The organism is Echinimonas agarilytica (genome assembly GCF_023703465.1).
GTDB lineage: Bacteria > Pseudomonadota > Gammaproteobacteria > Enterobacterales > Neiellaceae > Echinimonas > Echinimonas agarilytica.
Genome location: NZ_JAMQGP010000001.1, coordinates 588,371 through 604,323, shown reverse-complemented (window position 1 = coordinate 604,323; position 15,953 = coordinate 588,371). Strand labels below are relative to the sequence as shown.

The following is a 15,953-nucleotide window of genomic DNA, read 5'->3' as shown; positions in this document are numbered from 1 at the left end:
TGAACATTCAGCCCTTTTTACATTTTTGAGACGAGATTATAGCTTGCCGCGAATTCCCACAGTGTAACGAGCACCCGTGTATTCATAGGAGGTTAAACGGTTTTGATAATTAGTGTACTCACGAATATCTTCTTCGAGCACATTGATTCCTTCTGCGTACAACGACAGATTTTCACTCAACTCATAGCTTGCACTTAAATCGAGCTGGCCATAATCTTCACGCGTAATCGGATTGCCCTTCGCACTTCCATCACTGATAGCCTTCAAGAATTCATCACGCCAGTTGTAGGCCAAACGAACCGAAATAGCGTCCTTTTCATAAAAACCAATGATGTTATACGAATTTGGCGACAAACCTTCAATGGCGAACTGAGTATCGGTGGTATTGTCCAGCGAATAGTCAGCCGAACTGTCCACGTAGGTGTAGTTCAATTGTGTACCAAACCCATTGTCCCACGAATGCGTGAACGCAAGTTCAATTCCCGTTGCAGTGGCTTCTTCTTGGTTATTTGGGCGTGAATCTTTAAATGTGATCCCTGCGATTTCGGTATCACGTGTGGTCGTGCTTACAAAGTTTTCAATCTCCTTATGAAACAAGGCCGCCGCCAACAAACTCACATCAGAAAAATACCATTCCAACGTCATGTCGTAGTTAGTTGACTCAAATGCTTCAAGATTCGGATTACCACCCGAAATTGCTTCACTTCCCACGCGCGGATTGATCGAGGTTGAAGGTGCAAGAGATGTCATGGTTGGACGCGTGATCGTCTCGGAATACCCCAAACGCATGATGAGGTCATCTTGCAGATCTAAGCGGAAGTTAGCCGATGGCAGAATATTGGTGTATTCGTGCGTATATTTCACTGGCATAGGATCGGATAAAATGAGCTGTTGCAAGCTATCGCCAACAACATTCTCAACTCCCAAAATTTCTTGGTTAATGCCTTTTGAGATAGTCTTAGTGCGGGTCAAACGCATGCCTACATTAAATTCCCACGGCAGCTCACCCATGTCTCCTGAGAAGTATGTATCAAGGTACGCCGACACCACTTCTTCTTTCACAGAATAACCGGCTTGGTCGTTCGGAACTTCAGCGAACCCATTGCTCGCTTCTAAGCCATCTCGAATAGTTTGAATCGTTTCTGCATCGTTTTGGCCCCCCGCAGTAATGCCGTCTTCCGATTCCAACCATGCCAATGTTGCGTCTACGTCATATTTGAACCAGTGTTTGGGGAAATCTCCCGAAGCGTCATCTGCAAAACCACTGGCATCAACTGGGCTAAGTAATTCATCATTAAAATCACTGAAATAACCACAGTACGCACAAAGGTAACTTTCGTAGGCCACTCGCGACTTTTCGCGATCGCCTGCATAGACCCCAAACTTCATCGAACTTAGCGGCCCTGCGTTATCAAACTCATAATTCGAATCAATACGAAATTCAGTCACTTCATCTTCAATGTCGCTGCCGAAACGCCCCACAAAGTGAGATTTCACCAAACTAGGATCGGTCGTAGATACCCCCGCATCGTAAGAAGGCAAGTCGCCCGATCCGAGTTCAAAGTAAGCATTCTCAACTGACTCGTACCCTTTCGACAAAAACGGTTTTCCGCCTGGATCACTCTCAGCTTTTGAATGCGATAAATCGAATGCAACATCAAATTTCTCATTCACTTGCCAGTCAACATTGAACCCCACAGCCCAAGTATCGGTAGGACGACCATTTTCATTGTAAATATTGTCGTTTTTCTGGGTTCCATCGATACCATCAACAGCATTTGCCAAGACTGAACCAGGACGTTCAAAGGCAATCATGGTGTTATTTTCATCCAATACAGGATTCACCCAGATGAAATCACCGCTGCCAAAGAATGGCTGAAATGCTGACGTAACCGACTCAACATCGTAATCGGAATATAAACCGTCGAGTGTTAATTCTACATTCTCAACCGGCACCCATTGAACCGCCACCGCCGCGTTCAAACGTTCACGGTTTTCTTCCACTTGGCGAATACGATAAGACCCTGGAATGTGCACATCTTTGAGGGTGACAAATTCTTGAGTGTCTGTCATATACGCAGTGGTTTCGGCGTAATTATTCCAACCCTCTGTGGTCACTCCCTCGCGTAATGAGCTTCGATCGGAGTAGGAAATAGACGCCAAAGCGCCCAATGTTCGATCACTATTCGAGTGACTCACAATCACCGAACCACCTGGTGAGTAATCTTCATCCAACGTATCGTACGTGCCTTCAACTGACCCCGCTACCACGAGTCCGTCATAGTCAAATGGACGCGCAGTTGTCAGGTTAACGGTTGCCCCAATGCCGCCTTCTTGCATGTTCGCTGTGGGAGATTTAAATACTTGGGCGCCATTAATAATATCTGAACTGATGACATCAAATGAAAACTCTCGACCATCATTTTCAGTGGCCATAATTCGGCCATTCACCAACACGGTATTAAACTGTGGACCAAAACCGCGAACGGTAATAAATTGCCCTTCACCTCCCGAGCGGTCGATCGATACGCCCGTAATACGTTGTAGTGATTCGGCAATATTGGTGTCGGGAAATTTACCAATATCTTCTGCCGAAATCGCATCAGATACCGCTAACGTGCTTCGCTTGGTATCCATCGAACGCAATAACGAGCCACGAATACCGGTGACTTGTATGGTTTCAACATCGTTTACTTGCGATGAGGTTTCACTTTCTTGAGCCAACACAGAATAAGTAGGGAGCGATAATGCTAACCCTAAAGCAATGGCTATTTTTGAAGTTTTTAATTGTGTGCTATTGAAATTCAATGTAGAGAAGTATTGCGTATTCATTACATATATCCCTTGTAATTTATATTTATTTTTTAGATTCAGATCCGACTACTTCCTGAGTCTGAAACCCAAACTTCCCCTCCGCCTAGGGGATTCATATTCTGAGTGAATTCCAATAAATAAAACGGCTAAATTCAGGCCGTAATGATGTAATTTTGAGCAGCAACCATATTTTCTTGACAAAAAACACACGAAATAATCAGCCTTCTCTAGTCTTTTAAATCGCTTATAAGTGCCGCCCCCAAAATTAGCCAAATAATACATACATAATGGTGAATACATCCCCAAAAACAGAAACGACCAAATAACGCATACGATTAAACCAAATAGCCCATATCTGGGTTTGAACGAGATCACCGAATTTGTTCATTTTTTATTATGAAATATAAAAACAGGGTTATTTTGGGGGCGTATTTTTCCTGATTAAATCCTGATGATAATTAGACACACACAACAAAGAGCTTTAAAAATGTATAAATTAAACCACCTTGCGGTAGGCGTTCGAAGAGCAATGCTTATGTCTGGCGTGATCTTGGCGCCAGCCATAAGCAGCTCAGCGATAGGGCAGGAATCTTCTCCTCAAGCCATGAATTCTGATGAAACTGAGGTCATTCAAGTTAAGGGGATTCGAGGCAGTTTAAATAAATCACTTGCCGACAAAAGGTTATCAGATCAAGTCATCGACACCATTAATTCCGAAGATATCGGAAAACTCCCAGATAATAATATTGCGGAAGCACTACAACGTGTCACCGGGGTTCAAATCGGCCGAGACCGAGGAGGGCAAGGTTCCTCTTTTCAAATTCGAGGCATGAGTGAAAATAGAGTAGAAATTGATGGAAGATCGTTATTAGGAAATAGTGCAGACAGCCGTTCCAATAGTTTTACTGGAATTTCATCTTCGCTTTTTGATGGTATTCAGGTGATTAAATCACCGTCTGCTTCAGATACAGAGGGATCTCTCGGCGGGACAATTCGACTCGTCACTCGAAAACCTTTAAGTACTGAAAAAGATAAATTAAGTGGCACGCTTAAATTTGGTCATGATGACTATTTAGGTGAAAAGTATGATCCCGAAGTCAACATGTTCGCAAGTAGCCGTTGGGACTTTGGCGGCGGAGAGTTAGGTGCGTTAATTAATATTTCATATGAGGATTACAATCAACGTACCGACCAATATGACAATAACGGCTGGAGAACGCTGCTGCCATCGCAATACGAGATTGGCTTAGCCGGACACACAGATGACAATGGCGACCGTATTTATGCCGATCATCCCGGTCACGATGTGTGGATTCCAGAAGCAGGACGTTATGAACGAAGCGACTTTTCACGCGAGCGTTTAGGCATTGACAGCACCATTCAATTTGCACCCAATGACGACTCCGAAATCTACTTGACCATGAACTACATTGAGTTCGACACCGAAACCAATGAGTCTAAAACCAACATTCAATTTCCGAATTGGGAAAATAGCAAATTCAGCGTAGCGTACCACCAAGAAGACGCATTAAGACTACAAAACTCACAAGACGGAACCCTAAATGACTTCGTTCTATCGGGTATCGGCACCAGCTTTGAATCTGAAAATTGGTGGGAAGTGTCCCAATGGATGGCTCGGGTCAACCCATCAGTAAAAGAAGAGAACCAAGATCAATACTCCGTCGCTTTAGGTGGAAAATATCACGGAGAAAACTGGAAGCTTTCGGCTGAGATCAGCACCGGAGAGTCCAACAAAGACACCAAAGACCTCAATGTTAATATTCGCCCCTATTGGGACAATTCTCGTTTAGAGACCATTGATTACAGCATGCGCGAAGGCAATTACCCCAACCTAGACGTGTACTTTCCCAATGACGTAACCTTTGACTCGCCTGAAGGCTGGTTCTTTACCAATAGCTGGGGACGCGATAGCGACAACACATTGACCGAAGACGCAGCAAAGGTCGACTTTGAATATGAGTTAGATTCAGTGATTCATACCATTAAAAGTGGCGTTCGATATGCCAGCCGAAATGTGGAACGTCATCGCTATCAATTGCGCGACCCGTATGATGGAAAAACCACTATTAATTGGCATTATCGCAACAACAATAACAATTTTTGGGAGTTGCATATTCCTGTCGGAGGCGAGCCGGTTCCGGGCTTTGAATATGCTCCAGATAGCGTCTCAGGGCTAATCACTTCAGATTCCGATGCTATTTTTAGTGACGGTACCCCTCAAAATTATGAGAGCAACTGGCGCAATCCCATGACCTTGGGCAACAGTAGCTATAACGAATACCTTGAACTGACCAACATATTATTCGCACTTGACGATGTAAACCAAGAAACCGGTGAAACATACGATGGCCCAGCTTCGGTTTACGATGAAAGCTACCTGTACCCGTACGACATAACAGAAGATACTTTCGCAATCTATCTTCAATTTGATTTTGAGGGCGACATTGGCGACATCGGCTACCGCGGAAACTTTGGTGCGCGTTATGTCAGAACCGAAGCTGATATTAAAGCGCTCAGCAAAATTCAAGAGCTCCCCATCTACCGCGAAGATGACACGGATGGCGAACTCAATATCTGCCAGTTCAGTGGTTACAACGGTGATGTGTATGACCCTAACCATGTGTTAGGTGCCACCGGTTTGTGCGGCGAATATGATATTCGCAACTTTGAGTCAGAGCGGGTTGAAAATACCTACAATGATTTTTTACCCAGTGCAAACATTTCGTTTGATGTGTACGACGACATGATAGTTCGCCTTGCAGCGGCAAGGGTCATGTCTCGTCCCGACCCGGCTAAACTCACCCCCTCGCTAAATCTCGCAACGGGGACAAAAAATGCCACAAAAGGTAACCCGTACCTTAATCCGTATGAAGCCGATCAGTTTGATCTGTCTTACGAATGGTACTTCGCTGAAGCCAGTATGTTATCGGCTACCTTGTTTTATAAAGATGTGAAGTCATTTTTGAAAACAGAAACCTATCAAGAAATTGTGGGTGAAGACGTTGACCGAAACTATGACAATTGTACCGTTGCGAGGATTGGTTCAACCATCGATCGCGATCTCAATGGTGATGGTATTTATGATCCCGACGAGGCTCTTTACTGTAGCGCTGAAGTTGCTGATGGTGACTTAGTCACGATTAAAGAGGAGCGCAATGGCGAGTCTGGAACAGTAAAAGGCATCGAAATTGGCTTACAGCATGATTTAAGCCACGTTCTGCCCTCACCGTTTGATGGTTTTGGCTACGTACTTAACTATACCTACACCGACGCCGAACAACCGGGTGAGAACGTGAATCCGGCCACTGGCAAAGGACTGCCGTTACCTAACCTCTCAGAAAACAGCTACAACGCTATTTTGTATTACGAGAAGTATGGGTTTGGTGGACGACTTGCGTACAACTATCGCGATGAATATTTCACTGGAGACTCCATTTACGGCTTCCCGATCTTTAGCGATGAATACGATCAACTCGACTTAAGTTTGAACTACAACGTCACTGAACAGGTCAGCGTATTCTTCAGCGCAACCAACTTAACCGACAGCACGTCTTATCAATACTTAGCGGCACCTGAAATCACAAAACAATACCGTGAATATGGACGCCGATACACAGCGGGGATTTCCGCTTCATTTTAACGCTTCAAGTCACTTCAAAGCCTACCTTCGGGTGGGCTTTTTTAATCCCAAAGCTTTCCGTTCCGCGCTGTAACAATGCAATACCAAGCACTATCGCCCGTTTTTTGGCATGAACAAACTAACAATTGCGCCATTTTGCGCCCCACGTAACTTAATGTAACAATCAGTATCGCAAAGTAAGCAATGGTTTTATAACGAAAAAACCGTACCCGGTTCGATTTCACCTCGCGTAATGTGCTCTAGACTTGCGGCATCAAAACGCAGAACCGGAGTATCGAAGTGACCACATCAACTTCTGAAAAGACTTTAGAGCTTATCGCCCCTTTGAGCGGCGTTATTGTTCCAATCGATCAAGTTCCAGATCCCGTATTCGCAGGTAAAATGGTAGGTGATGGCCTCGCTATCGACCCTATCGGGCAAGCCTTAACTGCGCCATGTGATGGCGTCATTAGCACGCTTCACCCCGCTCATCACGCCATCACTATTACCGCAGACAGCGGTGCAGAAATTCTGATGCACATTGGCCTAGATACCGTCATGCTCAAAGGCGATGGGTTCATCCCATTGGTCACGGAAGGCCAAACCGTAAAAGCCGGTGAACCATTAATTGACTTTGATGTTGATAAGATTGCTCGTAATGCACGTTCGCTGCTCACCATGTTATTGGTCACTAACCCTGAAGATTTTGGTCCACTGCAAGTTGCAAGCGGCGAAACAATTCGAGCGAAAGATGTCATCTTAACTGCTGGCGAAGGTTCTTCCTCAGCTATTGCTGAATCTGAACTTTCCGGCGAAACACTTACCTCGGACTGGATTTCTTTACCAAATCCAGTGGGATTACACGCCCGCCCAAGTGCAACGTTGGTGGCGCTGAGTAAACAATACAAGAGTAAAATCAGTCTTGCTACACGCACTGCATCGGCCAGCGCCCGCAGCGTTGTTGCCTTGCTGAGCTTGAACACCAAGAAAGGCGACGAAGTTCAACTTGAAGCCACAGGTTCGGATGCTAAATCAGCCATTGAAGCACTCTCACAAGCGATACGCGATGGATTGGGCGAAGATTGCAGCACCGAAGCGCCCAAACCCACTGCCGTTGAATTACCCGAAGAAGAGTCCTTGCTCGCCGTAAAAAGTGATGATCCAAACTTATTACTTGGCGTAGCGGCTTCTCCGGGGTCGGCCATTGGCGTGGTGGTGCAATTGTCAGAGACCACCTTTGAATTTGACGAAACAGCAACAGACGTTCAGCAACAACAAGCGAATCTGACCCAAGCGGTACTCAATTCTCTTGCCGACCTAGACGCGCTCAAAGCTGAGATGAGTCAAAAAGGCGATGCTGAAAAAGCGGAGATCTTCCAAGCCCACCGCGAGCTATTAGAAGATCCAGAACTCCAGCAGCAAGCTAAGACTCTTACCGAAAACAATAAGTCAGCGGCATACGCTTTCAATATGGCGATTGAAGGGCAGATGAGCGTATTGCGTCAGCTCGACAATCCTGTATTGGCAGGCCGTGTGACTGACCTTGAAGACGTTCGCAATCGCGTCATGCGTAAGCTCCTTGGGTTACCCAATGAAACATTGGAGCTCCCCGAGCAAGCTATCATTATCGCTCGCGATTTAACGCCTTCAATGACAGCGAGTCTCGACCCGAAAAAAGTGGTGGGCTTTGCCACAACCGAAGGCGGCTCATCGTCTCACTCTGCTATTTTGGCGCGTGGTATGGGTATCCCTGCTGTTGCTGGTATTGACCGCACAGCCCAAACGCTCGAAGAAGGCAGCAAAGTTATTTTAGACGGCGATGCTGGTCATCTTCACATCAACATTAGCGATGACGAAATCAACACTATTAAGGCCCGACAAGCGCAAGCTCAACAGCAACATGACATTGATCTTGCTGCTGCCGATCAGCCTGCCGCCACGACTGATTCACATCGGATGGAAGTGGTTGCTAACATCGCCAATCTGAATGATGCACAAAAAAGTGTCAGCTTGGGCGGCGAAGGCGTGGGTTTGCTTCGCAGCGAGTTCCTGTTCCTCGATCGTGCAACAGCGCCCGATGAAGACGAACAAGCCGAGGTTTACAGTTCAATTGTGAAGGCACTTGACGGTCGTCCCATCATTATCCGCACCCTGGATGTGGGTGGCGACAAGCCATTGGATTACATGCCAATGCCTGCCGAAGAAAACCCATTTTTGGGCGAGCGCGGCATTCGTATAGGCCTTAATCGTCCGTCGATCCTTAAAACCCAAGTTCGAGCAATTTTACGCGCAGGGAAAGGCTCTACCAGCAAAGTGCGCATCATGTTCCCCATGATCGCCACGTTAGAAGAACTGCGCGCAGCGAAAGAAGTTGTGCGGCAAGAAGCGCTTGATTTAGGCGTGTCAAATTACGAAGTCGGTATTATGGTGGAAGTGCCATCCACTGCCGTAATGGCCGAACAATTTGCACAAGAAGCCGATTTCTTCTCAGTGGGTTCAAATGACCTTACTCAATACACCTTAGCCATGGACCGTGGCCATCCCAAATTAGCCGCTCAAGTGGATGGATTACATCCGTCTGTGCTTCGCCTCATTCAATTGACGGTTGAAGGCGCGCATAAAGCCGGTAAATGGGTTGGCGTTTGCGGTGGTATTGCATCGGATCCACAAGCGGTACCTTTGCTGATTGGTTTAGGCATTGATGAATTGTCGGTCAGCGTCCCCGCGCTTCCGGCGATTAAAGGACAAATTAGAGAGTTATCACTCACTGAATGTCAAAACCTCGCTCAGCAAGCAGTTCAGGCTAGCACTGCTGCTGAAGTAAGGACCATCAGTCGGGGGCGCTAGGCCCCGACCTTAAAACACATAAATTTTCAATAACAAAATTTTAAAGGTGATTCATATGGCTTCTGCAAATGGCATTTTTGCTGCATTGCAAAAGATTGGTAAGTCACTGATGCTGCCGGTATCAGTACTTCCTGTCGCAGGTCTTTTACTAGGTATAGGCGCCGCTGATTTCGGCTGGATGCCTTCCATTTTATCCAGTGTGATGGAAGCGTCTGGTGGCGCGATTTTTGGCAATCTCGCCTTAATCTTCGCCATTGGTGTGGCGTTAGGTTTTACCGACAACGACGGTGTTTCGGCACTGGCCGCAACCGTGGGCTATGCAGTCATGCTCGCCACTATGGGCGTTGTTGCGCAAGCAATGGGCGTAGAAACCAAATCGATCATGGGAATCGACAGCATTGAAACAGGTGTATTCGGCGGTATCTTAATCGGTTCCGTTGCTGCAGCCATGTTCAACCGCTTCTTCCGCATTCAACTACCGCCTTACTTAGGGTTCTTTGCCGGTAAGCGTTTTGTGCCGATTATCACAGCATTCTGCGCGATCATTGCCGGTACTGCTTTAGTCTTCGTTTGGCCTCCAATTGGCGGCGTGATTGACGGCTTCTCACATTGGGCAGCTGAGCAAAACCCTGCCATGGCATTTGGTATTTATGGCGTGATTGAGCGTGCTCTGATTCCTTTTGGCCTTCACCATATCTGGAACGTGCCTTTCTTCTTCGAAGCCGGAACTTACACGCTTGCTGACGGTACCGTTGTGACGGGTGAAATCCAACGCTTCCTGCAAGGTGACCCAACTGCAGGCAACATGGCCGGTGGTTACATGTTCAAAATGTGGGGCCTTCCTGCTGCTGCTCTTGCTATCTGGCACTGTGCTAAGCCAGAGAATAAGGCAAAAGTTGGCGGAATCATGATTTCTGCAGCTTTGACGTCATTCCTAACAGGGATCACCGAACCTATTGAATTCGCGTTCTTGTTCGTTGCGCCTGTGCTATATGTCATTCATGCTTTGCTCGCCGGTTCTGCGTTTGTGGTCACTATCTTGCTCGAAATGAAGCACGGCATGACCTTCTCACATGGGGCTATTGACTTCACCTTGTTCTATCACTTGAGCCATAACGGTTGGATGTTCTTCATCTTAGGTCCAATCTATGCTGCGATTTACTACACGGTATTCCGCTTTGTCATCACCAAATTTGACCTGAAAACACCAGGCCGAGACGAAGAGATGGCCAACAGCGAAGCAGACTCAATGGAAGTAGACGAACGTGCTGAGGCCTTGGTTGCTGCATTTGGTGGTCAAAACAATATCGCAAGTCTTGATGCCTGTATCACTCGCCTTCGCGTGGGAGTCAACAATCCAGAAGCAGTCAACCAAGAGCAACTCAAGGCGATGGGTGCCGCAGGCGTAGTGCAAGTAGGTAGCGGCATGCAAGCTATCTTCGGCACTCAATCTGAGAACCTCAAGACCGACATGGAGATCTATTTAAAAAAGCTCCAAGGCTAGTGACGCAAACCGCAGATGTTCCAGCAGCTGCGGCTCCGACTGAAATTGTCGGTGACGTGAATCAAGATTCAATCAATGCGATCATTGGCCTTATTGGAAATCTAGAGAACATTGACGAGGTCATGGCATGTGCCACTAATCGTCTTAGATTTAAGCTTAAATCCCCCATTGAAGTGGCCCCAGAATTGGCCGCAGAAATTGAGGATGTCAGAGGGGTCATGCACCCGTCTGAGAATATTGTTCACTTTTTACTAAAAGAAGATGCTTCGCCTTGGGCGGCGGCTATCAAAAGCAATATTTCCGCTGGCTAACTAATTGTTTGAAGCCAGAAAATTAAAAGCCGTCTTTGTGACGGCTTTTACATTTATCGACTCACTAAATTAACAATATTCGACTATATTTCACTGCAAACTAATTTCAGCTGAGTATGGTTCGAATGACAAATCATAGTACGCTTCAACTTTTAGCGCCCGTCAGCGGCGTTATCATTCCTCTCGATCAAGTTCCCGACCCTGTCTTCGCTCAAAAAATGGTCGGTGAAGGCATTTCAATTGACCCCACAAGCGAGCACCTATTAGCGCCTTGCAACGGTAAAATCATCCAAATTCATCCGGCTAAACATGCCGTGACCATTGAGTCGGATGAAGGCGTTGAAGTACTCATGCATATTGGGCTTGATACCGTCATGCTTAAGGGCAGCGGTTTCATTCCTCTGGTCAAGGAAGGCGATACGGTTCAGCAAGGCGATCCGCTCATTGACTTCGACGCAGATAAAATCGCGCTTGCAGCTCGCAGCCTAATGACCGAAATCATTATTACCAATGGGGACGCTGTCAGCCGCTATCAATTTTCATCAGGTCTCGTCGAAGCAGGGAAAGATGTGTTGCTCACTCTTTCATTAGGAGGCCAAGCACCTAACGCTGCCGATGGTGATAATGATGTAGGAGCAGAAGCGCAATCGGTTTGGGTTTATGTTCCTAATCCCACCGGCATACACGCCCGCCCAGCGGCAACACTAGCCAGTCAAGCCAAAGGGTATCAAGCTCGAATAAAAATTGAACGTGATGGACAAAGTGTCGACGCCAAAAGTGTTGTAGCCATCATGGGTTTGAATGTAAAACTTGGCGAACAAGTTCGCTTCCTTGCAAAAGGCAGAGACTCAAACGCTGCGGTCAAAGCGCTTGTCCAAGCGGTAAAGGACGGGCTCGGCGAAGATGTTTCATCGATAGATGCCCCTCAGTCAACGCCCGTAGTGAAAGAAGAAATCTCACTCTTGGCCCGCGAAAGTGACGATCCTGATGTAATGATAGGCATTGCAGCATCGCCTGGTATTGCTATTGGCCAAGCGTACCAACTCAGCCATGAAGAAATAACATTTGATGATGATGCCACCGACCCAGATGGCGAACGTGAAGCGCTGACCATGGCGATTGATACAAGCCGCCAAGACCTACAAAACTTGCATGACCAACTCAAGGCTGATGGGAATAGTGAAAATGCCGAGATTTTCCTCGCGCATCAAGAGCTACTCGAAGACCCCTCTATTTTTCAACAAGCTAAAAAATCGATTAAAGAAGGTAAATCGGCAGCTCGTGGATGGTACAACGCAATTGCGGATCAAATTAAAGTGCTCGAAGCGGTCGATAGCGACGTGATCGCTGGGCGAGTTGCAGACTTAAAAGATGTCCGCCTGCGCGTGCTTAAACATATTCTAGGCATAACTGATGAAGATACTCAGTTGCCCGAAAACACCATTATTATTGCCGAAGATTTAACGCCTTCGGATACCGCAAGTTTAGACCGCTCAAAAGTGATTGGTTTTGTCACCACTTTAGGAGGAGCAACCTCCCATGCAGCAATATTAGCTCGCTCAATGGACCTGCCAGCCCTCGCAGGTGTGTCTACTGACGTATTAGAATTAGCCAATGGGCACCCGCTCATTTTAGACGGTGAAGCCGGCACACTGAATACCGCGGCCAACGAAGCACTCATTGAAACCCTGCGAAGCAAGCAAATCGAACAACAACAGCGTCAAAAAGACGCCAAAGCCTCCGCTCACGATCCGGCAGTCACATCTGATGGGCATACCATTGAGATAGTCGCCAACATTGGTAATGCCAGCGATGCACGGTCTGCGATGGAATATGGGGCAGAAGGTGTAGGGCTGTTACGCAGCGAATTTTTATATCTCGATCAAGCCGTTGAACCCACCGAAGATCAGCAAGCTCAAGTCTACACGGAGATTGCTGACGCGTTAGGTTCTGAAAAGCCTCTCATTGTAAGGACGCTCGATGTCGGTGGCGATAAGCCATTGCCATATTTGCCAATGCCAGCGGAAGAAAACCCGTTCTTGGGTGAGCGCGGTATCCGCATAGGCATTAATCGCCCAAGCATCTTACGCCGCCAAGTTCGCGCTATTTTGCGGGCACAAGGCCATGCCAAAATTAAAATCATGTTCCCGATGATTGCGACATTACCCGAACTCATTGCGGCGAAAAAAGTCGTGCTCGAAGAAGCTGCAGACTTGGGTGTAACCGGTGTTGAAATAGGCATTATGGTCGAAGTGCCTTCAACGGCCGCTTTGTCATCGCACTTTGCCCAAGAGGCGGACTTTTTCTCTATTGGTACCAATGACCTCACTCAGTACACGTTAGCGATGGATCGTGGCCACCCTAAACTAGGCTGGCAAGTTGACGCGTTAGACCCTGCGGTACTGCAACTCATTTATATGACCGTTCAAGGGGCCCAAGAACATGGGAAATGGGTTGGAGTTTGCGGTGGAGCAGCAAGTGATCCGCTCGCTGTACCAGTGCTTATAGGACTTGGTGTGACGGAGTTATCCTGCAGTGTTCCTGCGATTCCATTGGTGAAACAACAGATTCGTAAACTGTCTTTGTCTGATTGTCAGGCATTGGCTAAGCAAGTGCTCGAACAACCTGATGCAGAATCGGTTCGCGCATTATTAAGTAATCAATAACCACGCAGCAAATTATAATAAGGAAAATGATATGAGTGCTTTTCATAATGCCTTCGGGGCATTACAAAAAGTGGGTAAATCTTTGATGCTTCCCGTATCAGTGCTGCCAGTAGCAGGTTTGTTACTCGGTATTGGCGCGGCAAACTTCTCGTTTATCCCTGAAATCGTGTCGCACATCATGGAAGCTTCTGGCGGAGCTATTTTTGGCAACTTGCCACTAATTTTCGCCATTGGTGTCGCGTTAGGCTTTACCGAAAATGACGGTGTATCCGCACTTGCAGCAACGGTTGGCTATGCCGTTATGCTCGCAGCTATGGGAGTCGTTGCGCAAGATTTTGATATTGAAACCAAAGCAATTATGGGCATTCAGTCCATCGATACGGGGGTTTTCGGCGGCATTATCATAGGCTCTGTTGCTGCTTACATGTTTAATCGCTTCTTCAGGATTAGTTTACCTCCATACCTAGGTTTCTTTGCTGGTAAGCGATTTGTACCGATTATCACCGCCTTTAGCGCAATTGTGATCGCTTGTATATTGATTGTAGTTTGGCCTCCAATCGGAAACCTAATTGACTCATTCTCTGACTGGGCTGCAGTCCAAAACCCTGCATTAGCATTCGGGATTTATGGCGTTATTGAGCGTTCATTAATTCCATTTGGTTTGCATCATATTTGGAACGTTCCTTTCTTCTTCGAAACAGGTAGCTTTACTCTGCCTGACGGTGAAGTCGTTCACGGTGAAATTCAGCGCTACCTCCAAGGCGACCCTACTGCCGGTAATATGGCAGGCGGTTACTTGTTTAAGATGTGGGGTCTACCAGCCGCAGCCATTGCCATTTGGCATAGTGCAAAACCAGAAAATAAAGCTCTGGTGGGCGGTATCATGATATCAGCAGCGCTGACATCATTCTTAACAGGTATTACTGAACCGATTGAGTTCTCCTTCCTGTTTGTTGCGCCTGTTTTATATGCTATTCACGCTGTATTGGCCGGCCTTGCTTTCCCAATTGCAATTGAATTAGGCATGAAACACGGCATGACTTTTTCGCATGGCGCCATTGATTTCACCTTGTTTTACCACCTCGGAGCCAACCAATGGTTGTTCTTCATTGTGGGCCCAATCTATGCGCTTATCTATTACACCGTATTCAGAACAGTCATCAAAGCCTTTGACCTTAAAACGCCAGGCCGTGATGATGAAGCTGATATGGCGGTCACGGTCAGCAGCGGTGGCGATGACGATCAAACAGCACGCGACTTAGTTGCAGCATTTGGAGGCGCTGGAAATATCGAAAGTCTCGATGCCTGTATTACCCGCCTTAGAATTGGCGTGAAAGATACTGCTTTGGTTGACCAAGCCAAACTCAAAGCAATGGGAGCTGCAGGAGTCGTTCAGGTTGGCAACGGTATGCAAGCCATTTTCGGAACTCAATCTGAGAATCTGAAAACTGACATGGACATATATCTAAAAAAGGCGGGGGCGTCGAAGTAGCTGCTCCAGCAGAGACTTCGGCGCCGACTCCGACAGTAGCAACTCCAGCGGCTGATGTTGAAATTTCATCGGAAGTGGAAGCTGCAGTAGCCAAATGCTTAGAAACATTTGGTGGTGTAGATAACATCGAAAAAGTGACGCGTTGTGCGACCAGTCGTATTCGACTCTTGCTCAAGCAACCTGTTGATGTTGATGTCAGTACATTAGAGCTACCATTGGCCAAAGCAACAATGCGAGTGGAAGATAATCTTTACCACATTTTGGTGGGCGATTATGCAGAAGCTTATGAGGCGGCTATTAATAAACTCAGGTAGCCACTGGTGGTAACCAAAAGCCCGCTATAGAAAGCGGGCTTTTTTTGATCTTTTCAACGTACATTCTTACCCCCTTGGTAACATTCGTGTGCCAGCCACTGTTTCTCATATTTAATTAAATCAGCTTTTAACAAGGCTTTGTCTATGCGCTGTTTAGTTAATTTATAGTGGATGTCATTCATTTGACGCGCTAAGTACAAACACTTGCGATCCATCCGATCCGTTGTGGGGTAAGGTTTTGATTCAACTAAAAAGGTTGTGCTAGAGAAGCCTATCGCAGCAACAGCACTTAGGCATAACAATTGCTTCATGGTTCATCCTTGAACGCCATGATAAATGGAATCTTTAGAATAGACCGATGTCTA

The 15,953-nt window shown here is 46.7% G+C and carries 9 protein-coding genes; 7 read left to right on the top strand and 2 right to left on the bottom strand.

The annotated features are described in order from the left end of the window. Positions 1 to 36 precede the first annotated feature (36 nt). Positions 37 to 2,832 carry a TonB-dependent receptor gene (locus NAF29_RS02535; RefSeq protein ID WP_251259910.1) on the bottom strand — a complete coding sequence of 932 codons (2,796 nt, stop codon included), beginning with the start codon at positions 2,830 to 2,832 and terminating at the stop codon, positions 37 to 39. 469 nt (positions 2,833 to 3,301) lie between these two features. Between NAF29_RS02535 and NAF29_RS02530 the strand changes: the two genes are divergently transcribed. The 7 genes from NAF29_RS02530 (at position 3,302) to NAF29_RS02500 (ending at position 15,588) form a co-directional block, all read left to right on the top strand. Further along, positions 3,302 to 6,475 carry a TonB-dependent receptor gene (locus tag NAF29_RS02530; RefSeq protein WP_251259909.1) on the top strand — a complete coding sequence of 1,058 codons (3,174 nt, stop codon included), beginning with the start codon at positions 3,302 to 3,304 and terminating at the stop codon, positions 6,473 to 6,475. Positions 6,476 to 6,754: 279 nt separating this feature from the next. After that, the gene (ptsP, locus tag NAF29_RS02525; RefSeq protein WP_251259908.1) at positions 6,755 to 9,301 is read left to right on the top strand and encodes a phosphoenolpyruvate--protein phosphotransferase; all 2,547 of its coding nucleotides are present in this window, start codon (positions 6,755 to 6,757) and stop codon (positions 9,299 to 9,301) included. 55 nt (positions 9,302 to 9,356) lie between these two features. Continuing rightward, complete coding sequence (ptsG, locus tag NAF29_RS02520; RefSeq protein ID WP_251259907.1) at positions 9,357 to 10,805, top strand: PTS glucose transporter subunit IIBC; 1,449 nt, start codon at positions 9,357 to 9,359, stop codon at positions 10,803 to 10,805. Further along, positions 10,805 to 11,116, top strand: coding sequence for a PTS sugar transporter subunit IIB (locus NAF29_RS02515; protein WP_251259906.1), 312 nt, complete (start codon positions 10,805 to 10,807; stop codon positions 11,114 to 11,116). Before ptsG (NAF29_RS02520) ends, NAF29_RS02515 begins: the two co-directional genes overlap by 1 nt. 125 nt (positions 11,117 to 11,241) lie before the next feature. Beyond that, complete coding sequence (gene ptsP / locus NAF29_RS02510) at positions 11,242 to 13,782, top strand: phosphoenolpyruvate--protein phosphotransferase (protein WP_251259905.1); 2,541 nt, start codon at positions 11,242 to 11,244, stop codon at positions 13,780 to 13,782. Between the two features lie 31 nt (positions 13,783 to 13,813). Then, positions 13,814 to 15,274, top strand: a complete 1,461-nt coding sequence (ptsG, locus tag NAF29_RS02505; protein WP_251259904.1) for a PTS glucose transporter subunit IIBC — start codon at positions 13,814 to 13,816, stop codon at positions 15,272 to 15,274. A 74-nt stretch (positions 15,275 to 15,348) separates the two neighbouring features. Continuing rightward, the gene (locus NAF29_RS02500; protein WP_251259903.1) at positions 15,349 to 15,588 is read left to right on the top strand and encodes a PTS sugar transporter subunit IIB; all 240 of its coding nucleotides are present in this window, start codon (positions 15,349 to 15,351) and stop codon (positions 15,586 to 15,588) included. Positions 15,589 to 15,641: 53 nt separating this feature from the next. Here the strand turns inward: NAF29_RS02500 and NAF29_RS02495 are convergent, their stop codons facing one another. Further along, positions 15,642 to 15,899: a hypothetical protein gene (locus tag NAF29_RS02495; RefSeq protein ID WP_251259902.1), complete on the bottom strand. Its 258-nt coding sequence runs from the start codon at positions 15,897 to 15,899 to the stop codon at positions 15,642 to 15,644. Positions 15,900 to 15,953 lie beyond the last annotated feature (54 nt).